27 protein-coding genes and 1 riboswitch are annotated in these 26856 nt (G+C 73.0%); of the genes, 17 read left to right on the top strand and 10 right to left on the bottom strand.

The features are described from left to right. The first annotated feature begins 190 nt into the window (after window positions 1–190). The 4 genes from E7Z53_RS05280 (at window position 191) to E7Z53_RS05265 (ending at window position 3857) form a co-directional block, all read left to right on the top strand. Entirely contained in the window at window positions 191–1399 is a 1209-nt protein-coding gene (locus E7Z53_RS05280) for a thiolase family protein (protein ID WP_176337339.1), read from the top strand. Then, complete coding sequence (locus E7Z53_RS05275; protein ID WP_115163076.1) at window positions 1399–2184, top strand: enoyl-CoA hydratase/isomerase family protein; 786 nt, start codon at window positions 1399–1401, stop codon at window positions 2182–2184. Before E7Z53_RS05280 ends, E7Z53_RS05275 begins: the two co-directional genes overlap by 1 nt. A 13-nt stretch (window positions 2185–2197) precedes the next feature. Then, window positions 2198–3067, top strand: coding sequence for a 3-hydroxyacyl-CoA dehydrogenase family protein (locus tag E7Z53_RS05270; RefSeq protein ID WP_115163077.1), 870 nt, complete (start codon window positions 2198–2200; stop codon window positions 3065–3067). Window positions 3068–3146: 79 nt separating this feature from the next. Continuing rightward, on the top strand, window positions 3147–3857 hold the full coding sequence (locus tag E7Z53_RS05265; protein ID WP_095649812.1) for a tyrosine-protein phosphatase: 711 nt from the start codon (window positions 3147–3149) through the stop codon (window positions 3855–3857). Window positions 3858–3916: 59 nt separating this feature from the next. On the opposite strand, the gene E7Z53_RS05260 is transcribed toward E7Z53_RS05265, so the two are convergent. Continuing rightward, entirely contained in the window at window positions 3917–4354 is a 438-nt protein-coding gene (locus tag E7Z53_RS05260) for a hotdog fold thioesterase (protein ID WP_176337338.1), read from the bottom strand. A gap of 103 nt (window positions 4355–4457) precedes the next feature. Between E7Z53_RS05260 and paaZ the strand changes: the two genes are divergently transcribed. Continuing rightward, entirely contained in the window at window positions 4458–6602 is a 2145-nt protein-coding gene (gene paaZ, locus E7Z53_RS05255; RefSeq protein WP_440941480.1) for a phenylacetic acid degradation bifunctional protein PaaZ, read from the top strand. 145 nt (window positions 6603–6747) lie between these two features. Here paaZ and E7Z53_RS05250 read toward each other — a convergent pair whose 3' ends face one another. The 3 genes from E7Z53_RS05250 to E7Z53_RS05240 form a co-directional block, all read right to left on the bottom strand. Next, window positions 6748–7371, bottom strand: a complete 624-nt coding sequence (locus tag E7Z53_RS05250) for a TetR/AcrR family transcriptional regulator (protein ID WP_109221762.1) — start codon at window positions 7369–7371, stop codon at window positions 6748–6750. A 105-nt stretch (window positions 7372–7476) separates the two neighbouring features. Beyond that, window positions 7477–8820 carry a phenylacetate--CoA ligase family protein gene (locus E7Z53_RS05245; protein WP_176337336.1) on the bottom strand — a complete coding sequence of 448 codons (1344 nt, stop codon included), beginning with the start codon at window positions 8818–8820 and terminating at the stop codon, window positions 7477–7479. A gap of 1 nt (window position 8821) precedes the next feature. Next, on the bottom strand, window positions 8822–9337 hold the full coding sequence (locus E7Z53_RS05240; protein WP_126350413.1) for a hotdog fold thioesterase: 516 nt from the start codon (window positions 9335–9337) through the stop codon (window positions 8822–8824). A gap of 212 nt (window positions 9338–9549) precedes the next feature. Between E7Z53_RS05240 and paaA the strand changes: the two genes are divergently transcribed. From paaA to E7Z53_RS05205, 7 genes are all read left to right on the top strand, one after another. Beyond that, window positions 9550–10566 (top strand): 1,2-phenylacetyl-CoA epoxidase subunit PaaA, encoded by a 1017-nt coding sequence (gene paaA, locus E7Z53_RS05235; protein WP_017833091.1) that lies wholly within the window; start codon window positions 9550–9552, stop codon window positions 10564–10566. Window positions 10567–10568: 2 nt separating this feature from the next. Continuing rightward, window positions 10569–10886, top strand: a complete 318-nt coding sequence (paaB, locus tag E7Z53_RS05230; RefSeq protein WP_126350414.1) for a 1,2-phenylacetyl-CoA epoxidase subunit PaaB — start codon at window positions 10569–10571, stop codon at window positions 10884–10886. Beyond that, the gene (gene paaC, locus E7Z53_RS05225) at window positions 10883–11710 is read left to right on the top strand and encodes a 1,2-phenylacetyl-CoA epoxidase subunit PaaC (protein ID WP_017833089.1); all 828 of its coding nucleotides are present in this window, start codon (window positions 10883–10885) and stop codon (window positions 11708–11710) included. Before paaB ends, paaC begins: the two co-directional genes overlap by 4 nt. 7 nt (window positions 11711–11717) lie before the next feature. Further along, on the top strand, window positions 11718–12263 hold the full coding sequence (gene paaD, locus E7Z53_RS05220) for a 1,2-phenylacetyl-CoA epoxidase subunit PaaD (protein ID WP_017833088.1): 546 nt from the start codon (window positions 11718–11720) through the stop codon (window positions 12261–12263). Next, the gene (gene paaE, locus E7Z53_RS05215) at window positions 12263–13423 is read left to right on the top strand and encodes a 1,2-phenylacetyl-CoA epoxidase subunit PaaE (RefSeq protein ID WP_176337335.1); all 1161 of its coding nucleotides are present in this window, start codon (window positions 12263–12265) and stop codon (window positions 13421–13423) included. The genes paaD and paaE overlap by 1 nt, the downstream gene beginning before the upstream one ends. 87 nt (window positions 13424–13510) lie before the next feature. Beyond that, the gene (locus E7Z53_RS05210; RefSeq protein ID WP_095649814.1) at window positions 13511–14287 is read left to right on the top strand and encodes an enoyl-CoA hydratase/isomerase family protein; all 777 of its coding nucleotides are present in this window, start codon (window positions 13511–13513) and stop codon (window positions 14285–14287) included. A gap of 124 nt (window positions 14288–14411) precedes the next feature. After that, a complete protein-coding gene (locus E7Z53_RS05205; protein WP_176337334.1) occupies window positions 14412–16394 on the top strand; it encodes a M13 family metallopeptidase in 1983 nt (660 codons plus the stop codon). A 31-nt stretch (window positions 16395–16425) separates the two neighbouring features. On the opposite strand, the gene E7Z53_RS05200 is transcribed toward E7Z53_RS05205, so the two are convergent. Together E7Z53_RS05200 and E7Z53_RS05195 are read right to left on the bottom strand one after the other, a co-directional pair. Next, on the bottom strand, window positions 16426–16836 hold the full coding sequence (locus E7Z53_RS05200) for a DUF4190 domain-containing protein (protein ID WP_176337333.1): 411 nt from the start codon (window positions 16834–16836) through the stop codon (window positions 16426–16428). A gap of 65 nt (window positions 16837–16901) precedes the next feature. Next, complete coding sequence (locus E7Z53_RS05195) at window positions 16902–17708, bottom strand: carbon-nitrogen hydrolase family protein (protein ID WP_176337332.1); 807 nt, start codon at window positions 17706–17708, stop codon at window positions 16902–16904. Window positions 17709–17871: 163 nt separating this feature from the next. On the opposite strand from E7Z53_RS05195, the gene E7Z53_RS05190 reads away from it, so the two are divergent. Continuing rightward, window positions 17872–18258 carry a YidH family protein gene (locus E7Z53_RS05190; protein WP_095649816.1) on the top strand — a complete coding sequence of 129 codons (387 nt, stop codon included), beginning with the start codon at window positions 17872–17874 and terminating at the stop codon, window positions 18256–18258. Between the two features lies 1 nt (window position 18259). After that, the gene (locus E7Z53_RS05185) at window positions 18260–18628 is read left to right on the top strand and encodes a DUF202 domain-containing protein (protein ID WP_035927992.1); all 369 of its coding nucleotides are present in this window, start codon (window positions 18260–18262) and stop codon (window positions 18626–18628) included. Between the two features lie 55 nt (window positions 18629–18683). Here E7Z53_RS05185 and E7Z53_RS05180 read toward each other — a convergent pair whose 3' ends face one another. Then, window positions 18684–19970 carry an adenylosuccinate synthase gene (locus E7Z53_RS05180; RefSeq protein WP_031282833.1) on the bottom strand — a complete coding sequence of 429 codons (1287 nt, stop codon included), beginning with the start codon at window positions 19968–19970 and terminating at the stop codon, window positions 18684–18686. A gap of 235 nt (window positions 19971–20205) precedes the next feature. On the opposite strand from E7Z53_RS05180, the gene E7Z53_RS05175 reads away from it, so the two are divergent. Further along, on the top strand, window positions 20206–21615 hold the full coding sequence (locus E7Z53_RS05175; RefSeq protein WP_176337331.1) for an amino acid permease: 1410 nt from the start codon (window positions 20206–20208) through the stop codon (window positions 21613–21615). A gap of 82 nt (window positions 21616–21697) precedes the next feature. Here the strand turns inward: E7Z53_RS05175 and E7Z53_RS05170 are convergent, their stop codons facing one another. From E7Z53_RS05170 to E7Z53_RS05160, 3 genes are read right to left on the bottom strand one after another with little or no spacing between them, the layout of a single operon-like run. Next, window positions 21698–22114, bottom strand: coding sequence for a VOC family protein (locus E7Z53_RS05170; protein WP_017833078.1), 417 nt, complete (start codon window positions 22112–22114; stop codon window positions 21698–21700). Between the two features lie 2 nt (window positions 22115–22116). Next, window positions 22117–22614 carry an SRPBCC family protein gene (locus tag E7Z53_RS05165; RefSeq protein ID WP_017833077.1) on the bottom strand — a complete coding sequence of 166 codons (498 nt, stop codon included), beginning with the start codon at window positions 22612–22614 and terminating at the stop codon, window positions 22117–22119. Between the two features lie 3 nt (window positions 22615–22617). Beyond that, the gene (locus tag E7Z53_RS05160) at window positions 22618–22971 is read right to left on the bottom strand and encodes an ArsR/SmtB family transcription factor (RefSeq protein WP_017833076.1); all 354 of its coding nucleotides are present in this window, start codon (window positions 22969–22971) and stop codon (window positions 22618–22620) included. 251 nt (window positions 22972–23222) lie between these two features. Then, window positions 23223–23329, top strand: a riboswitch (SAM riboswitch). Between the two features lie 70 nt (window positions 23330–23399). Between E7Z53_RS05160 and E7Z53_RS05155 the strand changes: the two genes are divergently transcribed. Both E7Z53_RS05155 and metE read left to right on the top strand, forming a co-directional pair. Continuing rightward, on the top strand, window positions 23400–24326 hold the full coding sequence (locus E7Z53_RS05155; RefSeq protein ID WP_035928003.1) for a methylenetetrahydrofolate reductase: 927 nt from the start codon (window positions 23400–23402) through the stop codon (window positions 24324–24326). 56 nt (window positions 24327–24382) lie between these two features. Further along, complete coding sequence (metE, locus tag E7Z53_RS05150; protein ID WP_035928007.1) at window positions 24383–26788, top strand: 5-methyltetrahydropteroyltriglutamate--homocysteine S-methyltransferase; 2406 nt, start codon at window positions 24383–24385, stop codon at window positions 26786–26788. The last annotated feature ends 68 nt before the right edge of the window (window positions 26789–26856 follow it).

Below are 26856 nucleotides of genomic sequence, written 5' to 3'. Positions count from 1 at the left end.
GTCAAATGCTGTATTAGTTCCACGGTAGCCCCCGGACCTTGATTTGTGAAGCAGGCCACAGCCGATCGCGGCCGCGGCGCTGTTGACCCCGCGGGCGCACGCGTGGGAAGGTTTGATGAACGATCGGTCGGTAAATTCGGGCGACGATGCCCGGATGCCGGCCGCACCCCGTCGCGACAGGAGCCCACCCATGCCCGCAACCCCTCAGGCCCTCCTCATCGGCGGGGCCCGCACCCCGGTGGGCCGCTACGGCGGCGCGCTGGCGAGCGTGCGCCCCGACGACCTCGCCGCCCTCGTGGTCAGGCACGCGGTGACCGACGCCGGGATCGACCCGCACGACGTCGACGAGGTGATCCTCGGCAACGCCAACGGCGCCGGCGAGGAGAACCGCAACGTCGCCCGCATGGCCTGGCTGCTCGCCGGCTTCCCCGACACCGTCCCCGGCATCACCGTCAACCGGCTCTGCGCCTCCGGGCTCTCGGCCATCATCATGGCCTCCCACATGATCAAGGCCGGCGCCGCCGACATCGTCGTCGCCGGCGGCGTGGAGTCCATGTCCCGCGCCCCCTGGGTGATGGAGAAGCCGGCCAAGGCGTTCGCGAAGCCCGGCGACGTCTTCGACACCTCCATCGGCTGGCGCTTCACCAACCCCGAGTTCAAGAAGCAGGACAAGATGACCTACTCGATGCCGGAGACGGCCGAGGAGGTCGCGATCGTCGACGGGATCTCGCGCGAGGACGCCGACGCCTTCGCCGTGGCCTCCCACGAGAAGGCGATCGCCGCGATCGACGCCGGGCGCTTCGCCCCCGAGATCGTCCCGGTGACCGTCACGGGCCGCAAGGGTGCGACGACCGTCGTCGACACGGACGAGGGCCCCCGCCCGGGCACCACGATGGACGCCCTCGCGAAGCTGCGCCCCGTGGTGGACCACGGGACGGTCGTCACCGCCGGCAACGCCTCCTCCCTCAACGACGGCGCCTCGGCGATCCTCGTGGTCTCCGAGCGCGCGGCCGAGAAGTACGGGCTGGCCGCCCGGGCCCGGATCGTCGACGGCGCCTCCGCCGGCGTGGCCCCGGAGATCATGGGCATCGGCCCCGTCCCCGCCACCCAGAAGGTGCTCCAGCGCACCGGATGGGGCATCGGCGACCTCGGGGCGGTCGAGCTCAACGAGGCCTTCGCATCCCAGTCCCTGGCCTGCATCCGCCGCCTCGGCCTCGACGCCGGCACCGTCAACAACGACGGCGGGGCGATCGCGCTCGGCCACCCGCTGGGCTCCTCCGGCTCCCGGCTCGTGGTGACGCTGCTGGGCCGGATGGAGCGCGAGGGCGCCGACCGCGGCCTGGCCACCATGTGCGTGGGCGTGGGCCAGGGCACCGCGATGCTCGTGGAGAAGCTCTGATGGTCGGGCCCAGCGAGATCCTCGGCGCGGAGTTCACCGCCCTGCGGCTCGAGGAGCGCGAGGACCGCCTGCACGTGGTCCTGGACCGCCCCGACGTGCGCAACGCCATCGACGCGACCATGGTCGAGGAGCTGCACACCGTGTGCGGCCACCTCGAGCGGCACCCGAAGATCCTGATCCTCTCCGGCACCGAGGTGAACGGCCGGGGGATCTTCGCCTCCGGCGCCGACATCGCCCAGCTGCGGGAACGCCGCCGCGACGACGCCCTGGCCGGGATCAACTCCCGGATCTTCGACCGCATCCACAGGCTGCCCATGCCGGTGATCGCCGCGATCGACGGCTACGCCCTGGGCGGCGGCGCGGAGCTGGCCTACGCCGCGGACTTCCGCATCGCCACCCCGCACCTCACGATCGGCCAGCCGGAGACGAACCTGGGCATCATCGCCGCCGCCGGCGGGCTGTGGCGGCTCAAGGAGCTGGTCGGCGAGGCGGTCGCCCTGGACATCCTGCTCGCCGGCCGGCTCCTCGGCGCGGACGAGGCCCTGGCCCTGCACCTCGTCACCGAGCTGCACGAGCCCGCGGAGCTCGTCGGCGCCGCGCACGCGCTCGCCGACCGGATCAGCGCCCAGGACCCCCTGGCCGTGCGGATCTCCAAGCGGGTCTTCGCGGCACCCCCGTCCGCCCACCCGCACATCGACGAGCTGGCCCAGGCCGTGCTCTTCGAGTCGGAGGCGAAGTTCGACCGCATGCAGACCTTCCTGGACCGCAAGAAGAACAAGAAGTAGGAGCACCCCGACCATGACCGAGAAGCACGCACTGGCCGTTCCCGCCGTCGTCGGCGTCCTGGGCGGAGGCCGCATGGGCGCGGGCATCGCCCACGCCTTCCTGCTCGCCGGGGCGAGGGTGACCGTGGTGGAGCGGGACGGGCAGGCAGCGGAGGCCGCCCGCGAGCGGATCGAGCGGGACCTCGCCAAGTCCCTGGAGCGCGGGGGCGTGGACGGCAACCTGGACGAGTGGGCCGAGAACCTGACCGTCTCCCTCGACCACGCCGACTTCGCGGACTGCGAGCTCGTCGTCGAGGCCGTCCCCGAGGCGTGGGACCTGAAGGTCGCGGCCCTGCAGGAGGTCGAGCGCCACCTCCCCGAGACCGCGTGGCTGGCCACCAACACCTCCTCGCTGTCCGTGGACGGGCTGGCCGAGCAGCTGGGACGCCCCGAGCGGTTCTGCGGGCTGCACTTCTTCAACCCCGTGCCGGCCTCGAAGCTCGTGGAGGTCGTGAACTCGAAGCACACCGGCGAGGAGCTCAGACGGCTCTCGGTGCAGTGGGTCGAGGGCCTCGGCAAGACCCCGGTGGTCGTCAACGACGCCCCCGGCTTCGCCTCGTCGCGGCTGGGCGTGGCGATCGCCCTCGAGGCCATCCGGATGGTCGAGGAGGGCGTGGCCTCTCCCGCCGACATCGACAACGCCATGGTCCTGGGCTACAGGTTCCCGGTCGGCCCCCTGGCCCTGACGGACATCGTGGGCCTGGACGTGCGCCTGGGCATCGCCGAGTACCTCGAGTCGCAGCTCGGCCCGCGCTTCGCCCCCCCGCAGCTGATGCGGGACATGGTGGCCCGCGGCGAGCTCGGCCGCAAGACCGGCAAGGGCTTCTTCGACTACGACCAGTAGCACCCGCCCCCTGCCGTCCCGCCCTCCCGGGCGCGGGCGGGCGGGACGCGCCGTCGGACGCGGGTCCTAGGGTGGGGGCATGCACGCACAGCCCGGGACCCCCGCCGCGTGGGACGGCGCGCTCAACGCCCGGCGCCTGGCCGGCGACGTGTGGCGGATGGGCCGCTCCGAGCGGCTGAGCCCCTCGGGGTGGCGCGCCGCCGCGGCGGACGGGGTGCGCACGGTCGTGGACCTGCGCAACGCGGACGAGCGGCGGCGCCGGCCCACGGACCCCGCGGACGACCCGGCCGCCCGCGCCGGCATCACGGTCCTGCACCGCCCCACCGAGGACCCCGCCCATCCGCAGTTCCCGCTGGTGGGCACGCCCTACCTCCACCACCCGCGCGGCTACCGCGACTACCTGCGGCTGTTCCCGGCCTTCCTGGCCGAGGCGGTGCGGGCGGTGGCGACCGCCGAGGGCGCCGTGGTGGTGCACTGCTCGGCCGGCCGCGACCGCACCGGGGTGCTCGCGCTGCTGCTCCTGGGGCTGGCCGGAGCGCCCCCGGAGCGCCTCGTCGCGGAGGACGAGGCCGCCGCGCGCGGGATCAACGAGTGGCACCGCGTCTCGCCCGTCCCCCACCCGGTCGAGCGCCACCACCCCGAGCACGAGCTCGCCCCGCTGCTCGCGGGGCGTCGCGCGGCCCTCGAGGAGCTGCTGGACGGGTTCGACGCCGAGCGCTGGCTCGTGGACGCCGGGCTGTCGCCCGAGGAGCTGGCCGCCCTGCGCCGGCGGCTCCACGGCCCGTCCTGATCCGCTCCCGTCCGGCGTCCTGACCCGCCGGCGGGCGGACCCCGGGCCTGGTTCCCGGTCTAGCCCTCGGCGGGGTTCGTGGCCTGCTGCGGCTTGTCCTTGAGGAAGTTGGTGATCCGCACGGTGCACAGCCGGGCGCCGTCCTCGTGCTCGAGGACCACCTCGTGGCACGTGAGGGAGCGTCCGAGTTGCAGGGCGGTGGCCGTGGCGGTCACGGTGCCCGTGCGGGACGACCGGTGGTGGGTGGCGTTGACGTCCACGCCCACGGCGTCCTTGCCCATCGTGGAGGCGTGGATCACCGCGGCCCAGGAACCGACGGCCTCGCCGAGGGCCACCATGGCGCCGCCGTGGAGCAGGCCCAGCGACTGGCGGTTGCCCTCGACGGGCATGGAGGCGACCACGCGCTCCGCCGACTCCTCGAGGACGGTGACGCCCATCTTCTCGTCGAGCTCGCCCAGGACGATGCGCCAGGGCTCGTGGGTCTCGGTCGTGGTCATGGCACTCCTCGGGCGCTCGGCGACGGGGCAGGACCACCGTGGGGCAGTGGTCCCGGGGTGTGACGTAGGTTATCGTGGTCATAATACCGAACGATCGGTCAGGATGCGGGCGACGGACCGGCCGCCCGCGCGCACCCGAGCGAAAGGACCACGCACCGTGGCAGCACAGACCCAGACCATCCTCCCCAGCTACCTGAGGGGCCGGTGGTGGTCGCCGGAGAACCCGCAGAAGGTGACGGAGGTGGCCGACGCCTCGACCGGCGAGGTCGTGGCGCGCGTGTCCACGGACGGCATCGACATCGCCTCCGCCGTGGACTACGGCCGGACCGTGGGGCAGCGCTCCCTCCGGGAGCTCACCATCCACGAGCGGGCGCTCAAGCTCAAGGAGCTCGCCCAGTACCTCACCGAGCACAAGCAGGAGCTCTACGACGTCTCCTACTCGACCGGGGCCACGCTGAAGGACCACTTCTTCGACGTGGACGGCGGCATCGGCACCCTCTTCACGTTCTCCTCCAAGGGCCGGCGCGAGCTGCCCAACGCCAACGTCGTCGTGGACGGGGCGGTGGAGCAGCTCTCCAAGGACGGGTCCTTCCTGGGCGAGCACATCTACACCCGCATGCCCGGCGTCGCCGTGCAGATCAACGCGTTCAACTTCCCGGTGTGGGGCATGCTCGAGAAGTTCGCCCCCGCCTTCATCGCCGGCATGCCGACCCTGGTGAAGCCGGCCACGCCGACCGGCTACGTCACGGCCGCCTGCGTGCGCCTGATGATCGACTCCGGCATCCTGCCGGAGGGCTCCCTGCAGCTGGTCTCCGGCTCCGCCCGGGACCTGCTCGACCACCTGGACTACCGCGACCACGTGGCCTTCACCGGCTCCGCCGGCACCGCGCAGTCGCTGCGCCACCACGAGAACGTCATCGACGGCGGAGTGCGCTTCACCGCCGAGACGGACTCCCTCAACGCCGCGATCCTCGGCCCCGACGCCACCCCGGAGACCCCGGAGTTCGACGCCTTCGTGAAGGCGGTGTTCGTCGAGATCACCTCCAAGGCCGGGCAGAAGTGCACGGCCATCCGGCGCGTCATCGTCCCGCAGGACCGCGTGGAGGACGTCGTGGCCGCCGTCGCCGAGCGCGTGCAGCAGCGCGTGGTCATCGGCGACCCCCGCACCGAGGGCGTCACCATGGGCGCCCTGGCATCCAAGGAGCAGCAGGGCGAGGTCCGCAAGGCCGTGGAGCGCCTGGTCGCCGCCGGCGGCACCGTCCGCCTGGGCGGCCCGGACGCCTCCGTCGGCGACGCCGACACCGGGGCGGGCGCCTTCTTCCCCGTCACGGTGCTGTCCTTCGACGACCCGGACACCCCGGAGGTGCACTTCGTCGAGGCCTTCGGCCCCGTCACCTCCGTGCTCGGCTACACCGACGTCGACGACGCCGTGCGGCTCGCCGCGCTCGGCGGCGGCTCGCTCGTGGCGACCGTGTGCACGAACGACGGCGCGACCGCCGCCCGGTTCACCGCGGGCATCGGCTCGCACCACGGGCGCGTGCACTTCCTCAACCGCCAGGACGCGAAGACCTCCACCGGCCACGGCTCCCCCATGCCGCACCTGGTCCACGGCGGCCCCGGCCGCGCCGGCGGCGGCGAGGAGCTGGGCGGCGTGCGCGGCGTCAAGCACTACATGCAGCGCACCGCGATCCAGGGACCCCCGGACATCCTCACGGCGGTGACCGGGGTCTGGCACCGGGGCGCCGCGGCGAACACCGTGACCCGCGAGGCGGTCGAGAACGGCACCGGCGAGCACCCGTTCCGCAAGTCCCTGGAGACGCTGCGGATCGGCGACCAGTTCGCCTCCGAGCTGCGCACCGTGACCCTCGAGGACATCACCGAGTTCGCCGAGAAGACCGGCGACACCTTCTACGCGCACACCGACGAGGAGGCCGCCACGGCCAACCCGTTCTTCCCGCGCCGGGTGGCCCACGGCTACCTGCTGGTCTCCTGGGCCGCCGGGCTGTTCGTGGAGCCCGCCCCCGGTCCCGTCCTGGCGAACTACGGCCTGGAGAACCTGCGCTTCATCACGCCGGTGACCTACGACGACGCCATCCGGGTGACCCTCACCGCCAAGCAGATCACCCCGCGGGTCACCGACGAGTACGGCGAGGTCTGCTGGGACGCGATCCTGCACAACCAGCACGACGAGATCGTGGCGACCTACGACGTGCTGACCCTGGTCGCGAAGACCTGGCCCACCGCCTGACCCGGGCGAGACCCGCCCGGACTGTCGGGTCCCCACGAAGCACGCGATCCCTCACGCACCGGGCGTGGGGGATCGCGTGCTTCGGGGGGACCCGGCGGCGAGCGGCCTCCGCGGTCGGGGCTCGGCGGAGCGACCGGGCGAGGGCTCAGGAGGCCCGCAGCCCCGAGAAGGCGAGCGCGACCACGGTGTCGGCCAGTCCGTCGTCGCCCTTGTCCGGGTCCGGCCGGTACCAGTCGACGATCGAGTTGATCATGCCCAGGAGCAGCCGCGAGGCGGACCGGCCGCTGAGGTCGCGGCGCAGGTCGCCCTCCGCCTGCGCCTGCTCGATGAGCGCGCCGACCCGGCGGGTCACCGTGCGGCGGCGCTCGAGGGCCCGCGTCTCGACCTCCGAGTTGCCCCGCAGCCGCAGCAGCAGGGTCACGTACGGCATCTGCTCCACGAGCACGTGCACGGTCCCGCGGATCACCTGCTCGAGCCGCTCGACCGCCGGGGCCTCCGTCCGCTCGGCGGCGGCCAGGACCTCCTCGAGCGCGTCGAGGGCCCGGCCCAGCGCCTGCTCGAGGATCTCCTCCTTGGACTCCACGTGGTGGTAGATCGCGGACTTGGAGATCCCCAGGTGCTTGGACAGCGTGCCCATCGACGTGGCGTCGTAGCCGTGCACGTTGAAGACCTCCACGCACACGCCGAGCAGCGTCTCGCGGTCGTAGCCGGGCCGGCCCCGGCGCGGGGCCGCGCCGTCCGGAGGGGCGGGCGCCGGTGCGTGCGTCATGGGGACCTCGATCTCGGTGGGGACGGGCAGGACAACGATCTTATGCCGCGGCGGGCCCCCGAGCCGCCCCAGGGGCCCGCCGCGGCGCGGGTCGGCGCCGGGGCGTCACGCGTCCTTGCGGTGGTCGTAGACGCGGCGCAGCTTGCCGGAGGACCGGGCGAGGGTCCCCGGCTCGGCGATCCGGATCGAGGCCGAGGAGCCGATCTTCGTCTTGATGGCGTGCAGGAGCTTCTGGCCGCCCGCCTCGGCGGCCTCGACCGTCACCTGCTCGCGCCGCTCGATGTTGATGGTCATCTGGTCCATCCGGTGCGGGCGGGTGATCTCGAGCGTGAAGTGCGGGCTCAGCTCCGGCACCTGCAGGGCGAGCTCCTCGATCTGGGAGGGGAACAGGTTGACCCCGCGCAGGATGATCATGTCGTCGGAACGGCCCGTGATCCGGCCCATCCGCCGGTGCCCGGGCCGGTCCGTGCCGGGCAGCAGGCGGGTCAGGTCGTGGGTGCGGTAGCGGATGATCGGGAGGGCCTCCTTGGTGAGCGCCGTGAACACGAGCTCGCCGGGCCGGCCGGTGTCCTGGACCTCGTCCGTGAACGGGTCGATGATCTCGGGGCGGAAGTGGTCCTCCCAGATGTGCGAGCCGTCCTTGGACGCGGCGGACTCGCCGGCCACGCCGGGGCCCATGACCTCGGAGAGGCCGTAGATGTCGCACGCGTCGACGTCGAAGGCCGTCTCGATCTCCCGGCGCATCTCCTCGGTCCAGGGCTCCGCCCCGAGCACCGCGGTGCGCAGCGACGTCTCCCGCGGGTCCAGGCCGAGCTTCCTGAAGCCGTCGGCGATGGTCAGCAGGTAGGTGGGGGTCGAGAGGATGGCCTCGGGCTGGAAGTCCCGGATCATCTGGACCTGCTTCTCGGTCTGCCCGCCGGACATCGGGATGACGGCGCAGCCCAGGCGCTCGGCGCCGTAGTGGGCACCGAGCCCGCCCGTGAACAGACCGTAGCCGTAGGCGTTGTGCACCTTGTCCCCGGGGCGCACGCCCGAGAGCCGGAAGCAGCGGGCCACGAGGCCCGCCCAGGTGTCGATGTCGTTCTGCGTGTAGGCCACCACGGTGGGCTGCCCGGTGGTGCCGGAGGAGGCGTGGATCCGCCGGACCTCGGACATCGGCACCGCGAGGGACTTGAACGGATACGCCTTCCGCAGGAACTCCTTGTCCGTGTACGGGAAGAGCCGGAGGTCCTCGAGCTCCTTGAAGTCGCCGGGGTGCACGCCGTGCCCGTCGAAGAGCTCCGTGTAGGCGGCGACGTTCTCGTAGGCGTGGTGCAGGGTCCAGCGCAGCCGCTCGACCTGCAGGGACTCGATCTGGTCCCGGCTCATCGTCTCCTCGGGGTCCGGCCGCGACCGGTCCGCCGGGGCGGGGGCGGGGGTGTAGGGGTTCGGGACGGAGCACTCGGTCATGTCAGACTTCCTCGGGCTGCGGGGCGGACGGCTGGGCGGACTGCAGGACGGGCTGCGCGGCCGGGTCCCCGGCAGGGTCCTCGGCAGGGCGCTCCGCGGGCTTCGCCGCGCGGAGGGCGGGGTTGGGGATGGTGCGGCTGCGGCCCCGGAACTCGGCGATGAGCCGGCCGTCGGCCAGGACCTGGATGTCGTAGACGCCGCTGCGCCCCGCCTGGGCGCGCACGGTCCCCACGGCGGTGAGCTCCTGCCCGCGGTAGGCCGAGGCGAGGAAGTTGATGTCCACTCCCGCGGCCACCGTGATGGTGGTGCCGTCCCCGGCGGGGTCGTTGCAGGCGAGGGCGAAGCAGGTGTCCGCGAAGGCGAAGACCATGCCGCCGTGGGCGATGCCGAACCCGTTGAGCATCTCCTCCCGCAGGGTCATGCGGATCTGGGCGTGGCCGTACTCGGCACGGTCCACGGTGATGCCCATCCAGCGCGAGGTGTGGTCCCCCGCGAGGATCGGATGGCCCTGGGACATGTAACTCTCCTCACAGTTCACGACCGAATGTTCAGTAGACAATCCCACTCCGCCGCCCGTGTCAACCCGCACCGCCCCGGAGGAGCGTGGGGGCACGCCATCGGCGTCACCTGTTGACGCCACCCCCGGGGGCTTATATTCTGAACGAACGGTCAGTTAGTCGCGTGCGGCCCTCCCGCCCCGCGGCGCCATCTCGTCGGAAGAGGGACACCATGACTACGCAGAACACGGGGCTCCACGCCGTGCCCGCCGCGGACGCGGCCGAGCAGGCGGAGCTGGACCGCGCGGGCGAGGAGCACTTCGACCGCATCATCGCCGAGGACTCCCGGATCGAGCCGCGCGACTGGATGCCCGCCGCCTACCGCAAGACCCTGGTCCGCCAGGTCTCGCAGCACGCCCACTCCGAAATCATCGGCATGCAGCCGGAGGGCAACTGGATCTCCCGGGCGCCGTCCCTCAAGCGCAAGGCCATCCTCATGGCCAAGGTGCAGGACGAGGCCGGCCACGGGCTGTACCTCTACTCCGCCGCCGAGACCCTGGGCACCCCCCGCTCCGAGCTCAACCAGCAGCTGCTGGACGGCCGGGCCAAGTACTCCTCGATCTTCAACTACCCCGCGCGCACCTGGGCCGACATGGGCGCCATCGGCTGGCTCGTGGACGGCGCGGCGATCGCCAACCAGGTTCCGCTGTGCCGGGCCTCCTACGGCCCCTACGGCCGGGCCATGGTCCGCATCTGCAAGGAGGAGTCCTTCCACCAGCGCCAGGGCTGGGAGATCCTCTACGAGCTCTCCCACGGCACGCCCGCCCAGAAGCAGATGGCCCAGGACGCCGTGAACCGCTTCTACGGCCCCTCGCTGCAGATGTTCGGCCCCCCGGACGACGACTCGCCCAACTCGAAGCAGTCCATGGCGTGGAACATCAAGCGCTTCTCCAACGACGAGCTGCGCCAGCGCTTCGTGGACATGATCGTGGAGCAGGCCGCGGCACTGGACCTGACCCTGCCGGACCCGGACCTCAAGTGGAACGAGGAGCGCGGCCACTACGACTACGGACCGCTGGACTGGGACGAGTTCAAGGCCGTCGTCGGCGGCCGGGGCCCGTGCAACCTCCAGCGCATGCAGCGCCGCCGCACGGCGCACGAGGACGGCGCCTGGGTCCGCGAGGCCGCCGCCGCCTACGCCCGCAAGACCGCCGCGGAGCGCGCCTCCGCCGAACTCATCGGAGCCTGAGCATGAGCGATAACACCGTGAGCCCGATCGGCGCGCCCTCGGACGAGTGGCCCCTGTGGGAGGTGTTCGTGCGGTCCTCGCGCGGGCTCTCCCACGTCCACGCCGGATCCCTGCACGCCCCGGACGCCACGATGGCCGTGCGCAACGCCCGGGACCTCTACACCCGCCGCAACGAGGGGACCTCCGTGTGGGTGGTGCCCTCCGCGGCCATCACCGCCTCGGACCCCGACTCCAAGGGCGGGTTCTTCGAGTCCGCCCAGGGCAAGAGCTACCGCCACGCCACGTACTACACCAAGAGCGAAGGGGTGAAGCACCTGTGAGCTTCGCATCCCACGAGTCCGCGACCCGGCAGAGCGCGGGCGACGCCATCACCGCGGAGGACATCCGGGCCGGCGGCGCGAAGGCCCCCGAGGACGTGGCCCGCTACGCCCTGTACCTGGGCGACGACGCCCTGATGCTCGCCCAGCGCCTCGGCTGGTGGATCGCCCGGGCCCCGGAGCTCGAGGAGGACATCGCGCTGGCCAACATCGCCCTGGACCTGCTCGGGCACGCCCGCTTCCTGCTCACCTACGCGGGCACCGCGTGGGGGAAGACCGAGGACGACCTCGCCTACTTCCGCGACGAGGAGGAGTTCCGCTCCTGCCGCCTCGTGGAGCAGGAGAACGGCGACTTCGGGCAGACCATCGCCCGGCAGCTGATCTTCTCCTACTACCAGTACGAGCTCTACCGCCGCCTCGTCCGCTCCACCGACCCGACGCTCGCGGCCATCGCGGACAAGGCGCTCAAGGAGGTCGAGTACCACCAGGACCACGCGAGCCAGTGGATCCTGCGCCTGGGCCTCGGCACGGAGGAGTCCAAGCGCCGCGTCCAGGCCGGCCTCACCTACATGTGGCCCTACGTGGACGAGCTGTTCCACGACGACGAGCTCGTCGAGTCCCTCGGGGACGTCGCCGTGCTCCCGTCCTCCCTGCGCGCCGACTTCGACCGCCGGATCACCGCGATCCTCGACGAGGCGGGGCTGTCCGTCCCCGAGGTCCTGGGTGCCTGGGGCGGCGACCGCTCGGGGCAGTTCAGCGAGCAGCGCGGCCACATCCTCGCCGAGATGCAGGTGCTGGCCCGCCGGCATCCCGGCGCCACCTGGTGAGGAGGCGATGACGATGACCGGCTCCGAGCAGACGGGCGCCACGCAGGTGACCGGCCGCGAGCTGCGCCCCCGGGACGAGGCCGCCGGCCGCGTCTGGGACATCGCCGCCACGGTGAACGACCCCGAGGTCCCCGTGCTCTCCATCGCCGACCTCGGCATCCTGCGGGACGCCCGGCTGGAGGGCGCGCGCGCCGTCGTCGTCATCACCCCGACCTACTCCGGGTGCCCCGCGATGGAGACCATCACCACGGACGTCACCCGGGCGCTCAACGCCGAGGGCTACGACGACGTGCGGGTCGACCTCGTGCTGCAGCCGGCGTGGACCACGGACTGGATGAGCGACGAGGGCAGGCGCAAGCTCGACGAGTACGGCATCGCCCCGCCCAGCGGCCGGGCCGCCGCCGGCCCCGTCCGGCTGGGGCTCACCGTCAAGTGCCCGCGCTGCCACTCCCTGAACACCCGCGAGCTGACCCGCTTCGGGTCCACCGCCTGCAAGGCGCTCCACGTCTGCAACGAGTGCCTGGAACCCTTCGACTACTTCAAGGTGCACTGATGACCGAGATCACCACCCCCGCCCGGCGCCGGGCCACGTTCAACACCCTCGAGGTCTCCCAGGTCCGCAAGCTCACCGCGGACTCCGTCGAGGTGGCCTTCACGGTGCCCCCGGAGCTCGTGGACGACTACGACTACCTGCCCGGGCAGTACGTGGCGCTGCGCGCCCACATCGACGGGCAGGAGGTCCGCCGGTCCTACTCGATCTGCGCGGAGCCGCGGCCGGGCGAGATCCGGGTGGCGATCAAGCAGGACATCGGCGGGGTCTTCTCCACCTGGGCCAACAGCTCCCTGCGGGCCGGCGACACGCTCGACGTCATGAACCCGCAGGGCGCGTTCATCTCCAAGCTCGGGCTCACCAGCATGAACGACCCCGAGCGGCTCGCCGCCGAGGAGGTCGCCAAGAACGCGTCCGTCCACCTCGTGGCCTTCGCCGCGGGCTCCGGGATCACCCCGATCATGGCGATCGCCAAGGCCGTGCTGCGCGCCTCGGAGTCCTCCACGTTCGACCTCGTCTACGCGAACCGCTCCGCGATGGAGGTCATGTTCGCCGAGGAGCTCGGGGACCTCAAGGACAAGTACCCGTCCCGCCTGGCGGTCCACCACGTGCTCTCCCGCGAGCAGCGGATCAGCCCGCTGATGTCCGGGCGGATCGACGCCGACAAGCTCCAGGACATCCTGGACGAGGTGCTCCAGGTGGACCGGACGGACGAGTGGTTCCTGTGCGGGCCGTTCGAGCTCGTCCAGCTGTGCCGGGACACCCTCGCGGAGCGCGGCGTGCCGGAGGAGAAGATCCGCTTCGAGCTGTTCAGCACCGGCCGTCCCGAGACCCCCCAGGGGCAGCAGGGACGCGTGGTCCCGGCGGACCCGTCGGGCGAGAAGTACGACATCACCTTCACCCTGGACGGGCTCTCCTCCTCGATCGAGTCCCCCAAGAACGCCCAGGAGACCGTCCTCAACGCCGCCCTGCGGGTCCGCCCCGACGTCCCGTTCGCGTGCGCCGGCGGGGTGTGCGGCACGTGCCGCGCGAAGGTCGTCTCCGGGGAGTTCGTGATGGAGGAGAACTACGCCCTCGAGAAGGACGAGATCGAGAAGGGCTACGTGCTCACCTGCCAGACGCGTCCCACCTCCGAGCAGCTCACCGTCGACTTCGACGCCTGAGCCGCTCGCTCCGGGGGCCCGGCACCGTGCAGGTGCCGGGCCCCCGGGCCGTCCCGCCCCCAGTCCCGACCTCACCGAGGAGCAGCAGTGATCGACCTGACCATCGACGGATCCGTGGCCGAAGTGGTGCTGAACGCACCCGGCAGGATGAACGCCCTGGACGAGGCCGCGCTCACCGAGCTCGGCGACGCCTACGCCGAGGCGGCGCAGGCGGGCGTCCGCGCCCTCGTGCTGCGCGGCGAGGGCCGCGGCTTCTGCGCCGGCCGGGACATCTCCGCCGTGGACCCCGCGAGCGACGACGCCCACGGCTACCTGGCCGGGAAGGTCACCCCGCTGCTGCGCGCCATGACCCGGTTCCCCGCCCCGACGTTCGCCGCCGTGCAGGGCCCGTGCCTGGGTGTGGGGCTCGGCCTGGCGATCGCCACGGACGTGGTCTACGTCGCGGACAGCGCCAAGATCGGCTCCCCGTTCGCGAACCTCGGGGCGACCCTCGACTCGGGCGGGCACGCCCTGTTCACCGAGCGGCTCGGCGCCCACCGGACCCTGGACCTCATCTACACGGCCGAGCTGATGAGCGGCCAGGAGGCCGTGCGCTCCGGGCTGTTCAGCCGTTCGGTGCCCGCCGACGAGCTGCTCGAGCTCACCCGGGCCAAGGCGGCGGCCGTGGCCGAGGGCGCGACCGGCGCGTTCCTCGCCTCCCGCGAGCTCGTGGCCCAGATCCGCGACGAGCGCCTGGGGCTGTGGGAGTCCGTGGAGAACGAGAACCGGGTGCAGGGCGAGCTGTGCCGCAGCGCCGACTACGCCGAGGGCTTCGCCGCGTTCCAGCAGAAGCGCCCGCCGCGGTTCACCGGCGGCCGGTCCTGACCCGGGAGGACGGTCCCGCCGGGTCCGGCCCCGGGGCGCACGCGGGCCGGACCCGGGACGAACCGGGTTAAGCGGTCGGGGAACAGCCCGCCCGCTCCGCCGGGAGCCGGTTAACGTGGTGGGCATGACATCCACGGTGACCTCTTCGGTGTTCGACCTCTCCGGCTTCGACCGCTCCGTCCGCCCCCAGGACGACCTCTACCGCCACGTCAACGGCACCTGGCAGCGCCGGACCGAGATCCCCGACGACAAGCCGTCCGTGGGCGCGTTCATCGAGCTGCGGGACCAGGCGGAGGCCGCCGTGCGCGAGCTCATCACCCGTGCCCGCGCCGGGGACCCGGAGGCCGTGGAGTCCAAGATCGCGAACCTCTACGCGTCCTTCATGGACGAGGAGCGGATCGAGGCGCTCGGCGCCTCCCCCCTCGCCCCGGATCTCGCGGAGGTCGACGCCGTGGCGGACGTGCCCGGCCTGGTGCGCCACCTGGGCCGGATGATCCGCCGCGGTGCGGGCGGCCTGGTCGGCGTGGACGTCGACGCCGACCCGGGCGACCCCGAGCGCCAGCTCGTGTTCGTGGGGCAGTCGGGGCTGGGCCTGCCCGACGAGGAGTACTACCGGGACGACCAGCACGCCGCGATCCGCGGGAAGTACCTGGAGCACGTGCGGACCATGCTGTCCCTGGCCGGGGTCGAGGACGCCGAGGAGCAGGCCCGCGCCGTGGTGGACCTCGAGACGCGGATCGCCGCCCACCACTGGGACAAGGTCACGGTCCGCGACCTCACCAAGATGTACAACCCCATGGGCTTCGAGGAGCTCGCGGCCTCCGCCGCGGTCCTCGACTGGCGGCTCCTGGCCGAGGGCGCGGAGCTGCCCGCGACGGCGCTGCGCACCGTGGTCAACGCCCAGCCGAGCTTCTTCACCGGGGTCGAGGAGCTGCTCGTCGACGAGCTGCTGCCGGCCTGGCGGTCCTGGGCCCGCTGGCACCTGGTCTCCGCGCGCGCCTCCTACCTGTCCTCCGCGTTCGTCGAGGAGGACTTCGCCTTCTACGGCACCGTGCTCTCGGGGACCCCGCGGCTCAAGGACCGCTGGAAGCGCGGGGTCGAGCTCGTCAACGGGGTCCTCGGCGAGGCCGTGGGCGAGCTCTACGTCGCCGCGCACTTCTCCCCCACCGCCAAGGAGCGGATGGACGAGCTCGTGGCCAACCTCCTGGAGGCCTACCGCGTCTCGATCACGGGCCTGGACTGGATGACCGAGGAGACCCGCCAGGAGGCGCTGAAGAAGCTCTCCCAGTTCACCCCGAAGATCGGCTACCCGGAGCAGTGGAAGGACTACTCCTCCCTGCGGATCGACCCCGAGGACCTCGTGGGCAACCGGATCCGCACCACGGAGTTCCGGCTCGCCGAGCTCGTCCGCAAGGCGGGCCAACCGGTGGAGAAGCACGAGTGGCTCATGACCCCGCAGACGGTCAACGCCTACTACCACCCGCTGCGCAACGAGATCGTCTTCCCGGCCGCGATCCTGCAGCCCCCGTTCTTCGACGAGGACGCCGACGACGCCGTGAACTACGGCGCGATCGGCTCCGTGATCGGCCACGAGATCGGCCACGGCTTCGACGACAAGGGCTCGACCTGCGACGGCGACGGCCGGCTGCGCAACTGGTGGACCGACGCCGACCGGCAGGCCTTCGAGGAGCGCACGGCGGAGCTGGTGCGCCAGTACGACCGCCTGGTCCCGGAGCAGCTCGCGGAGGAGGGCACGCACGTCAACGGCGAGCTCACCCTCGGGGAGAACATCGGGGACCTGGGCGGGCTCACGATCGCCCACCAGGCGTGGCGGATGTCCCGGGAGACCGGCAGCGCCTTCGGCCCCGGGGAGCTGATCGACGGCTACAGCCCCGAGCAGCGACTCTTCCTGTCCTGGGCCTACGTGTGGCAGCAGAAGTCCCGCGACGAGGCGCTGCGCCACCGCATCGCCACCGACCCGCACTCCCCCAACGAGTTCCGGGCGAACCAGACGGTCCGCAACGTCCCCGCGTTCTACGAGGCGTTCGGGGTGCGGGAGACGGACGCGCTGTGGCTGCCCGAGGTGGAGCGCGTGCGCATCTGGTGACCGGGGGCCGGGATCCGTCCCGGCCCCCGGCTCAGCCGCCGGAGCTGACCAGGAACACGACGGCGACCAGCCACAGGACGAGGAACAGCACCAGGATGCCGAGCAGGACGGTGCCGACCCAGCCGAGCACCCGCCCGGGAACGGCGGGGGTGCCGAGCTTCTCGGCCTCGCGCGCCTGCCAGATCGCGAAGGGACCCAGCAGAGGCAGCACCACCACGCTCAGGATGCCGAGGATCAGCGCGGTGTCGGCGTGGCTGCGGCCCACGGCGAAGCGCTCCGCCTGCCACGGCGGGGGCGGGCCCCACGGGGTCGTCGGGCCCCACGGGGTCGTCGGGCCGCCCGGGGTCGTCAGGCCGCCCGGGGTCGTCGGGCCGCCGCCGGCGTGCCCGGACCCGCCGGGGCCGTCCGGGCGCGGCGGGGCATCGGAGCGGTCGTCGTCCACGGGGTCCTCCAGGGCTCGTCGGTGCGGTCGGTCAGGCCGGTCGGTCGGTCGGGGCGGCGGCCGCCTCAGCCCTCGTCGGAGGGCAGCAGCTCCGCCGGGCCGAACCGGCGGTTCGCGATCACGGGCACGGTCTCGCGCACCTCGGCGATGCGCTCCCGCGTGACGTCGGCGGTCAGCACGGTCTCGTCCTCCCCGGCCTCGGCGACCACCACGCCGAGCGGGTCGAGCACCGCAGAGCGGCCCACCGTGTGCTCGGAGCAGGTGTCCGCGGCCGCGACCCAGACGGTGTTCTCGATCGCGCGGGCCTTGAGCAGCGCCTGCCAGTGGTCCACCTTGTGCTCGCCGGCGAACCAGGCCGCGGGCACGGTGAGCAGCTCCGCCCCGGCGTCGACCACGGCACGGCAGATCTCGGGGAAGCGCAGGTCGTAGCAGGTGATCATGCCGACCGCGAGCTCCCCGATCCGCACCACCGTGACGCCCTTGTCCCCCGGGCGGATCCGGTCGGACTCCCGGTGGCTGAAGGCGTCGTAGAGGTGGAGCTTGCGGTACGTGCCGAGGATCGCGCCCTGCGCGTCCACGGCCACGAGCGTGTTGTAGGGTCGCCCGTCCGCGGAGCCCTCGTAGCCGCCCGCGATCACGGCGACGCCGGTCTGCGCGGCCAGGAAGGACAGCTGCTGGACGAACCCGGACCAGCCGCGCAGGACCAGCTCCTCGAAGTCCTCCCCGAGGAGCCGCTCGGAGAACATGGCCTCCTCCGGGAACACCACCAGTTGCGCCCCGCCGGCCGCGGCCCGCTCAGCGAGCCGGCGCATGGTCCGCAGGTTCTCGGCCGTGTCGGCGGTGGGTGCGAACTGTCCGACGGCGATCTTCACGGGTGTCCTCCTCGGGGGTCGCGGCTGGAGCTCCCACTGTATCCGCGACCGGTGCCTCCGCGACCGGCCCGTGCCCCCGACTGTGCCCCCGCCCCTGGCACAGCTCGCGGCACGGCCCGTGGCAGGATGGGGCCGACACGACCGCGCGAGCGAAGGGCAGGCGATGGGCGAGCAGTCCGAGACCCCGGGGCGACGCCGGCTGTCCGAGCGCGTGCTCGGCGGCGGCACCGCACCCGACCCCCGGTTCACGCTGGCCAACGAGCGCACGTTCCTCGCCTGGATCCGGACCGCGCTCGCGTTCCTGGCCGGCGGGATCGCCATCGAGGCGTTCACCGCGGACCTGTTCGACGACGGCGTGCGGAAGTTCCTCGCAATCGTGCTGCTGGTGCTGAGCATGCTCCTCAGCGCGGGCGCCACGTTCCGCTGGATCGGGGTGGAGCGGAGCATGCGGCGCCAGGCCCCGCTGCCCCTGCCCCTGATCGCACCGGTGCTCGCGGTGGGCGGGGCGATCGCGGCGGGAGTGCTCGTCGTCGTCGTCCTGCAGGGCTGAGATGCCCCGCCCGCAGCTCCGCCGCCCTCCGGGGCCCCCGGACCCCCCGCGGCCGCCGCACGGGGACCCCGGGCTGCAGCCGGAGCGCACCACGATGGCCTGGGGCCGGACCCTGATGTCCTTCGTGGTGGTCTCGGCGATCTTCCTGCGCTGGCTGCCGCACCACGGGCCGTTCGTGCTGGTGCTGTTCGGCCTGGCGGTCCTCACGGCGGCGGCGATCTACGTCACGCAGCGCCCCCGCTACGTCCGCAGCGCCCGCGGCATCGTCGAGGAGGGCACCGAGCCGGAGGTCGGGGCCGTGCTGGCGACCTCGGCCGCGATGCTCGCCCTCGGCGCCCTCGGCATCTGGGTGGTGCTGGTCCTCGTCTGAGCGTTCCCCTGCCCCGCCCACGAGGTCGCCGGCACGTGCGACCTCGGGGACGGGATCAGTTGATGAGGTCGCGCACCACGATGGTGTCGTCGCGGTCCGGGCCCACGCCGATCGCGGACATCCGGGTGCCGCTCATCGACTCGAGCGCCTCGACGTAGGCCCGGGCGTTCGCCGGCAGGTCCTCCAGGGTGCGGCAGCCGGTGATGTTCTCCTCCCACCCGGCGAAGTGCTCGAAGATCGGCTTCGCGTGGTGGAACTCGGTCTGGGTCATCGGCATCTCGTCGTGCCGGACGCCGTCGACGTCGTAGGCCACGCACACCGGGATCTGCTCGATGCCGGTGAGGACGTCGAGCTTGGTGAGGAAGTAGTCGGTGAAGCCGTTGATCCGGGAGGCGTGGCGGGCCATCACGGCGTCGTACCAGCCGGTGCGGCGGGGACGGCCCGTGTTGACGCCGAACTCGCCGCCGGTGGTGCGCAGCTGCTCGCCCATCTCGTCGAAGAGCTCGGTGGGGAACGGCCCGGCGCCCACGCGGGTGGTGTAGGCCTTGATGATGCCGATCGCCCGGGTGATGCGGGTCGGCCCGATGCCCGAGCCCACGGACGCGCCGCCCGCTGTGGGGTTGGAGGACGTCACGAACGGGTAGGTGCCGTGGTCGACGTCGAGGAAGGTCGCCTGGCCGCCCTCCATGAGCACCACCTTGTCCTCGTCGAGGGCCTGGTTGAGCAGGTAGGTCGAGTCCACGATCATCGGGGCGAGCCGGTCGGCGTAGCCCAGGAAGTACTGCACGACCTCCTCGACGTCGATGTCCCGGCGGTTGTAGAGCTTCACGAGCAGCTCGTTCTTCTGCCGCAGCGCGCCCTCGATCTTCTGCCGCAGGATCGACTCGTCCAGGACGTCCTGGACGCGGATGCCGAGCCGGCCGACCTTGTCCATGTAGGCGGGTCCGATGCCGCGGCCCGTGGTGCCGATCGCCCGCTTGCCGAGGAAGCGCTCCGAGACCTGGTCCATCGTCTGGTGGTACGGGGCCACCAGGTGGGCGTTCGCGGAGACGCGCAGCCGGGAGGTGTCCGCCCCGCGCGCCTCAAGGCCGTCGATCTCCTCGAAGAGGGCCTGGGGATTGACGACGACGCCGTTGCCGATCACGGGGACGGCGTTGGGGCTCAGGATGCCCGCCGGCAGGAGCTTGAGCTCGAACTTGTCGCCGCCCACCACCACGGTGTGCCCCGCGTTGTTGCCGCCGTTGGGCTTGACCACGTAGTCCACGCGGCCTCCCAGCAGGTCGGTGGCCTTGCCCTTGCCCTCGTCGCCCCACTGGGCGCCGACGATCACGATTGCTGGCATTGAACGACTCTCCTGCCTGGATGGAACGGGACTTCTCCCGCGGGCCCCGGCGGAGGCGCGCACCGGCCGGGCACGACAACGCCCGTGCGTCGGCCCGCTCCCACCCGCGCGACCGGGACGGCGCGACGCCGGCAGGAGGAGACCCAGGGGCTCGTACCGTGCAAGTCTAGCGGGCCGTGACCCGGGACCGACATCCGCCGCCCCGTCCGGCGGCCGCCGCGGTCCGATACCCTCGATGCTCATGAGTTCCCCTTCCACGTGGACCCCGGGCGGGTCCCCGTCCTCCGCGCCCGCGGCCGCCCCGGGCACCCACCTCAAGGCCCGGCACCTCGTGATGATGGCCCTGGGCAGCGCGATCGGCACCGGCCTGTTCATCGGCACGGGCGCCGCGATCCGCACCGCCGGGCCGGCGGTGCTGCTGTCCTTCCTGGTGGCGTGCGTGCTGCTCGTGCTCGTGATGCGGGCGCTGGGCGAGATGGCCGCCGCGGACCCGTCCCCCGGCGCGTTCTCCACCTACGCCGAGAAGGCCATGGGCCGCACCGTGGGACGCACCCTCGGCTGGCTGTGGTGGGCGCAGATCGTGGTGGTGGTCGCGGCGGAGGCCACGGCCGCGGCCCAGCTGCTCGCGGAGCTGTGGCCGGTGGCCGAGCAGTGGGTGCTGGCGCTGCTGTTCATGGTGGTGTTCACGGCGATCAACCTGGTGCGGGTGCGCACGCTCGGGGAGACCGAGTTCTGGTTCGCGCTGATGAAGGTGCTCGCGGTGCTGGCCTTCCTCGCGGTCGGGATCGCCGTGCTCCTGGGCCTGACCGAGGAGCCCTCCCCGGGGCTCGCGAACCTCACCGCCCACGGCGGCTTCCTGCCCCACGGCCCCACCGGGGTGGCCGCCGCGCTGCTCGTGGTGGTCTTCGCGTTCGGCGGCACGGAGCTCGTGACCATCGCCGCCGCGGAGACCGAGGACCCGCAGCGCAACGTGGCCCGCGCCGTGCGCACCATCCTGGTCCGGATCCTCGTCTTCTACGTGGGCGCCGTGACCGTCATGGTCCTGGTGCTGCCGTGGAACGACGAGCAGCTCTCGGTCAGCCCGTTCGTGGCCGTGCTGGAGACCGCCGGGGTGCCCGGCGCGGACGTGCTGATGGCCGTGGTCATCATCCTGGCGCTGCTCTCGGCCCTCAACGCGAACATCTACGGCGCGTCCCGGATGCTCTGGTCGCTGGCCCGCCGCGGCTCGGCGCCGCGGGCCTTCGCCGACGTCTCCGACCGCGGGGTCCCCCGGAGCGCGGTGGTCGTCTCCGTGCTCTTCGGCTTCGCCGCCGTGGTGCTCAACTACCTGTGGCCCGAGACCGTGCTGCTGTGGATGCTCAACACCGTGGGCGCGACCTGCCTGGTCGTCTGGGGGCTCGCGCTGGTCTCGCAGATCGTCCTGCGCCGCCGCGCGGACCGGGACGGCACCGAGCTGCCCCTGCGGATGTGGGCCTTCCCGTGGCTGTCGTACCTGGCGCTGGCGCTCCTCGCCGGGATCGTCCTGCTCGGGCTGCTCGACGGCGCCGTGCGGGGCCAGCTCCTGCTCACGGCCGGGCTGGTGGCGCTCATCGCCCTGGCCTCGAAGGTGCTCGGCCGCCGGGCCGAGCAGGCCCCGCAGGACTGATCCGGCGGAGCCGCGGCCCCGCCGGGGCCACGGGCACAGGACATGCCGCGGTGCGCGGCCGTCACCGGCGCCGGTGACGGTGTCAGAGGCGGTGCTCCGGCGGGATCAGCGGGCGCTCGGCGCGGACCCGCAGCTCCTGGACCGCCCACGAGTTGCCGTCGGGGTCGCTGAAGCCGAAGACGGTGCCGCCGTCCCGCTCGTCGAGCACCGTGATCCCGCTCACCTCCACGCCCCGGGACAGCAGCTCCTCGCGGGCCGCCCGGGCGTCCGCGACCACCAGCTGGAGCCCGCGCAGGGACCCGGGGGCCATCTCCCGGTGGGCGGGGAGGTTGCCCACCACGATCGAGCAGCCGGACCCGGGCGGGGTCAGCTGGGCGATGTCCATCTGCTCGGTGGTGGTGTGGTGGTCGAGGTGGAAGCCGACCTGGTCCCGGTAGAACTCCACGGCCCGGTCGACGTCGCGCACCGGCACCAGCACCACCTCGAGCGTCCAGTCCACGGTCAGGCCCCGCCCTGCGCGGTCCGCCCGCCCAGCAGCTCCTCGAGCCGCTCGTAGCCCTCGGCCACGCCCTTCTCCATGCCGGATCCGACCATCCCGTCGCGGGCCTCCTGGGACGCGTGGACGGTGTGCCCGCGCAGCCGGCACCGGCCGTCGCCCAGGTCCTCGAAATGCAGGTACTCCAGGTCCACGGCGTCGGGCCAGCCCTCGTACTCGAAGGTCTGGACCACGAGCTCGTTCTCGCGCACCGTGTGGAAGACGCCGCGGAAGGCGTACTCCTCGGTGCTGTCCTCGCCGCGCTGGACGAACCGGTAGGCGCCGCCGGGGCGGAACTCGAAGCCGTCGATCCGGGTCCGCAGCCCGCGCGGCCCGATCCACTGCCGGAACAGCTCGGGGTCGGCGTGGGCGCGGAAGACGTCGGCCACGGGGTGGTCGAACTCGCGCTCGAAGTCGATGAAGGGCAGGCCGTCGGGGACGGTCAGGTGCAGGGCGTGTCCCATGGTTCAGTCCTGGGTGTGCTCGCCGCGGTCCGCGGCTCGGGTGTCGAGCACGGCGTCGAGGCGGCGGAACTGCTCCTCCCGGACCAGCCGGTACCGGTCGATCCACGCGGTGAGCGCCTCGAGCCGTGCGGGGTCCAGGTGGACGGGCCGGCGCTGAGCGTCACGGGTGCGCGTGACGAGCTGCGCCTGCTCGAGGACCTGGATGTGCTTCGAGACCGCCTGGAGGGAGATCGCGAAGGGTTCCGCCAGTTCGGTGACCGTGGCCGGGCCGCGGCTGAGCCGGGCGACGATGCGGCGGCGGACCGGGTCGGCCAGGGCCAGGAAGGCCCTGTCGAGCTCGTCGTCGCCGGGATCCACGGTGTTCGTCAACTGATTCCTTGATCAACCTGTTGGTTGTCAAAGACTAGGCCGCCCGCCCCGGCCCGGCAAGACCCGAGACCGGATCGTGACGGCCCCGGACCTGCGCTCCTCATGGGCCTCGCCGCCGGTGCGTCGTCGCGCGTCCGTGTTGCGTCCTGTGACGCCGCGGTCGTCACAGTCGGCGCACCGGCGTCTTCTGGGCGCCCGCACTTGGCAGCGCGGCGGGGCAGCCGCTGGAATGGGTCCTGCATCTATCCAGAGCGGCCGAGAGACCTGGCTCGTCGACGCCGCAGCAACCATCCGCGCCCCCGCCACGGGGTGCGCGGAACGGTGCTCCCGCCAGGACCGATGGAGCTGTCGCAGCCTCCCGGGTCCACTCCGGGACGGCTGCTGCCCTCCCTCGGGGTGACCCTTGGAGGAAGAACGTGACACCACGCCCGACCGCCCGGCCGGCGCCGCCGTCCCTGTCCTACGAGCTCTATCCGCCGCGCAGCGCGGCGAGCGCCGACACGCTGCTGCGGACCATCGAGGAGCTCGAGCCCACCCGTCCCGACCACGTCTCGGTGACGTACAGCGGGGACGAGCAGCGCCGGGACAGCTCGCTCGCCCTGCTCGACCACCTCCTGGCGCGCACGAGCCTGCGGCCCCTGGCCCACCTGACGTGCGTCGGCAGCACCCGGGCCGAGCTGGAGCAGACCGTGGCCGCACTGGTCCGCCGCGGCGTCCGGGGCGTCCTGGCCCTGCGCGGCGACCTCGACCCGGGGGCCGAGCCGGGCGAGCTGCGGCACGCCGGCGAGCTCGTGGAGCTCGTGCGCGAGGTCGAGCAGCGCCACACCGCGGCCCTGGCGGCCGGCCGGCTCGCCGTGGGCGTGGCCGCCTACCCGACCCGGCACCCGGAGTCGCCGTCCTTCCGGCACGACGTCGAGGTGCTGCTGGCCAAGCAGCGCTCCGGGGCGGACTTCGCGATCACGCAGGTCTACTTCCGCCCGCAGCGCTACGAGCGCCTGGTCGCGGCGGCGCGGGCGGCCGGGGTGACGATCCCGATCGTCCCGGGGATCATGCCGGTCACCGACCCGCGGCGGCTCCGGACGCTGTGCCGGCTGGCGGGCCTGGCGCCCCACCCGGGCCTGGCCGCCGCGCTGGAGGACGCGCCCGGTCCTGCCGAGCGGCACCGCGCCGGCGTGGCCTTCGCGGCGCGGCTGGCCCGCGCCGCCCTGGACGCCGGCGCCCCCGGGCTGCACCTCTACACCTTCAACGAGCACCGGGCCGCGCTCGACCTGCTGGAGCACGTGGACCTCCCGCGCGTCCCGCACGTGCCCGTCGCGCTCGAGGACCTCCTGCTCCCCGCCTGAGCACGCGCCCACCCACCGTTCCGCACGACCCCTCGACACCTCTTCAGGAGACCACCATGACCACTGTCCCGTTCCCCGCCGCCACCATCACCGGCTACCCCCGGATCGGCCGCCGCCGCGAGCTTAAGAAGGCCCTGGAGGACTACTGGGCCGGGCGCTCGACCCGCGAGGAGCTCGAGTCGGCGGCCGCCGACCTGCAGCTGGCGACCCACCGCCGGCTCGTGGAGCTGGGCCTCGGCGCCCGGGACTCGTCCCTGCCCGCGGCGTTCCCCCTCTACGACCAGGTCCTGGACACCACCGTGGCCCTCGGGGCGGTGCCGGCCCGCTTCGCCGACCTCGCCGACGCCGAGGGCCGGCTCGGCCTCGACGCGAGCTTCGTGCTGGCCCGCGGCGACGCCGGGCGCGCTCCCCTCGAGCTGACCAAGTGGTTCGACACCAACTACCACTACCTCGTGCCCGAGATCGGCCCGGAGACCCCGCTCCGCGCCACCGCCGACCGGCTCGTGGCCGACGTCCGCCGCGCCGCCGCGCACGGCTTCACCGTCCGCCCGGTCCTCGTGGGCCCGGTGTCCTTCCTCCTCCTCGCCAAGGCCGACGACGACGCCCCCGCGGGCTTCGACCCGCTGCAGCGGCTCCCCGAGCTGCTGCCCGTGTACGCGCGGCTGCTCCAGGAGCTCGCCGCCGCCGGCGCGGACTGGGTGCAGCTGGAGGAGCCGGCCCTCGTGGCGGACCAGGACGTCCCCGGCGAGCAGCTCGCCTCGTCCGTGTGGGACGCCTACACGGGCCTGACCGCCGTGACCGGGCGCCCGCAGCTGTTCGTCACCACGTCCTACGGCTCCCCCGGGCCGCTGCTGCACCCGCTGGCCTGCTCCGGGGTGGAGGCCCTGCACCTCGACCTCGTCAAGGGCGCCGCCCCCACCGCCGAGGAGCTGGAGCTCTTCCGGGGCGAGGACTCCGCCGTGCTCGTGGCCGGCGCCGTGGACGGGCACAACGTGTGGCGGGCCGACCTGGCCGGCCGGCTCGACCAGCTCGCGGAGCTGGCCCGCGGGGGCGCCCAGGTGTCCGTGGCCTCCTCCACGTCCCTGTTCCACGTCCCGCACGACGTGGCCGAGGAGACCCGGCTGGACCCGCAGCTGCGGAGCTGGCTCGCCTTCGCCGACCAGAAGGTCGGCGAGATCGTCACCCTGGCCCGCGGTCTCGCCGCCGGGACGGAGGCGGTCGCGCCGGAGCTGGCCGAGGCCGCCGAGGCCCGCCGCACCCGGCAGGACGCCGCAGGGGTCCGGGACGCGGCCGTGCGCGAGCGCGCCGGGTCGCTGACCGCCGCGGACATCGGACGGTCGGCCGCGGAGGTCCGCCGGAGCGCCCAGGAGGGCCGGGCCTTCACGGCCTCCGGCCCCCTGCCTCCGCTGCCCACCACCACGATCGGATCCTTCCCCCAGACCGCGGAGGTCCGTGCCGCCCGCGCCCGGCACCGCGCCGGCGCCCTGACGGACGCGCAGTACGACGCCTTCCTGCGGGAGGAGATCGAGCGGGTCGTGCGGCTGCAGGAGGAGCTGGGCCTGGACGTGCTGGTGCACGGCGAGCCGGAGCGCAACGACATGGTCCAGTACTTCGCCGAGCACCTCGACGGCTTCGCGACCACCGTCCACGGCTGGGTCCAGTCCTACGGCTCCCGCTGTACCCGCCCGTCGATCCTGTGGGGCGACGTCAGCCGGGAGGGTCCGGGCCTGCGCGGCGAGGCGTTCACGGTGCCGTGGATCGGCCACGCCCAGTCCCTCACCGACAAGCCGGTCAAGGGCATGCTGACGGGCCCGGTGACGATCCTCGCGTGGTCCTTCGTGCGCGACGACCAGCCGCTCGGCGAGACGGCGAACCAGGTGGCGCTCGCGCTGCGGGACGAGGTCGCGGACCTCGAGGCCGCCGGGATCGGGATCATCCAGGTGGACGAGCCGGCGCTGCGGGAGCTGCTGCCGCTGCGCCGCGCGGACCAGCCCGCCTACCTCGGCTGGTCGGTGGACGCGTTCCGCCTGGCCACCTCGGGGGTGCGGGACGAGACCCAGATCCACACCCACCTGTGCTACTCGGAGTTCGGCGAGGTGGTGGGGGCGATCGACGGCCTGGACGCCGACGTCACGAGCATCGAGGCGGCCCGGTCCCGGATGGAGGTGCTGACCGACCTCGAGGCCGCCGGCTTCTCCCGGGGCATCGGGCCGGGCGTGTGGGACATCCACTCCCCGCGCGTGCCCTCCCAGGAGGAGATCGAGCAGCTGCTCGAGCGGGCCCTCGAGCACGTCCCGGCGCGGACCCTGTGGGTCAACCCGGACTGCGGCCTGAAGACCCGCGGCTACGAGGAGACGAGGGCGTCGCTGGAGCACCTCGTGGCGGCGGCCCGGACGGCGCGCGAGCGGGTGGCGCAGCCCGCCGGCCGGCCGCTGATCGTCCAGCACGGCACCCGCGGCTGACCCCGGGCGCACCGGCCGACCCGCGGGAGCCCGCGTGACCACGAACGTCCGTGGTCACGCGGGCTCCC

The organism is Kocuria salina, assembly GCF_013368965.1.
Taxonomy (GTDB): Bacteria; Actinomycetota; Actinomycetes; order Actinomycetales; family Micrococcaceae; genus Kocuria; species Kocuria rosea.
Note: the sequence above shows the minus strand (reverse complement) of the source record. Positions and strands in the feature narration are given on the sequence as shown.

Coding starts and splice junctions, on each gene's coding strand:
- E7Z53_RS05275 (WP_115163076.1), top strand. CDS start 1,399: ATGGTCGGGCCCAGCGAGATCCTCGGCGCGGAGTTCACCGCCCTGCGG.
- E7Z53_RS05240 (WP_126350413.1), bottom strand. CDS start 9,337: ATGTCCCAGGGCCATCCGATCCTCGCGGGGGACCACACCTCGCGCTGG.
- E7Z53_RS05265 (WP_095649812.1), top strand. CDS start 3,147: ATGCACGCACAGCCCGGGACCCCCGCCGCGTGGGACGGCGCGCTCAAC.
- E7Z53_RS05185 (WP_035927992.1), top strand. CDS start 18,260: ATGCCCCGCCCGCAGCTCCGCCGCCCTCCGGGGCCCCCGGACCCCCCG.
- E7Z53_RS05280 (WP_176337339.1), top strand. CDS start 191: ATGCCCGCAACCCCTCAGGCCCTCCTCATCGGCGGGGCCCGCACCCCG.
- E7Z53_RS05260 (WP_176337338.1), bottom strand. CDS start 4,354: ATGACCACGACCGAGACCCACGAGCCCTGGCGCATCGTCCTGGGCGAG.
- E7Z53_RS05180 (WP_031282833.1), bottom strand. CDS start 19,970: ATGCCAGCAATCGTGATCGTCGGCGCCCAGTGGGGCGACGAGGGCAAG.
- E7Z53_RS05250 (WP_109221762.1), bottom strand. CDS start 7,371: ATGACGCACGCACCGGCGCCCGCCCCTCCGGACGGCGCGGCCCCGCGC.
- E7Z53_RS05205 (WP_176337334.1), top strand. CDS start 14,412: ATGACATCCACGGTGACCTCTTCGGTGTTCGACCTCTCCGGCTTCGAC.
- E7Z53_RS05165 (WP_017833077.1), bottom strand. CDS start 22,614: ATGGGACACGCCCTGCACCTGACCGTCCCCGACGGCCTGCCCTTCATC.
- E7Z53_RS05245 (WP_176337336.1), bottom strand. CDS start 8,820: ATGACCGAGTGCTCCGTCCCGAACCCCTACACCCCCGCCCCCGCCCCG.
- paaA (WP_017833091.1), top strand. CDS start 9,550: ATGACTACGCAGAACACGGGGCTCCACGCCGTGCCCGCCGCGGACGCG.
- paaB (WP_126350414.1), top strand. CDS start 10,569: ATGAGCGATAACACCGTGAGCCCGATCGGCGCGCCCTCGGACGAGTGG.
- paaZ (WP_440941480.1), top strand. CDS start 4,458: ATGCGGGCGACGGACCGGCCGCCCGCGCGCACCCGAGCGAAAGGACCA.
- paaD (WP_017833088.1), top strand. CDS start 11,718: ATGACGATGACCGGCTCCGAGCAGACGGGCGCCACGCAGGTGACCGGC.
- E7Z53_RS05270 (WP_115163077.1), top strand. CDS start 2,198: ATGACCGAGAAGCACGCACTGGCCGTTCCCGCCGTCGTCGGCGTCCTG.
- paaE (WP_176337335.1), top strand. CDS start 12,263: ATGACCGAGATCACCACCCCCGCCCGGCGCCGGGCCACGTTCAACACC.
- E7Z53_RS05190 (WP_095649816.1), top strand. CDS start 17,872: ATGGGCGAGCAGTCCGAGACCCCGGGGCGACGCCGGCTGTCCGAGCGC.
- metE (WP_035928007.1), top strand. CDS start 24,383: ATGACCACTGTCCCGTTCCCCGCCGCCACCATCACCGGCTACCCCCGG.
- E7Z53_RS05175 (WP_176337331.1), top strand. CDS start 20,206: ATGCTCATGAGTTCCCCTTCCACGTGGACCCCGGGCGGGTCCCCGTCC.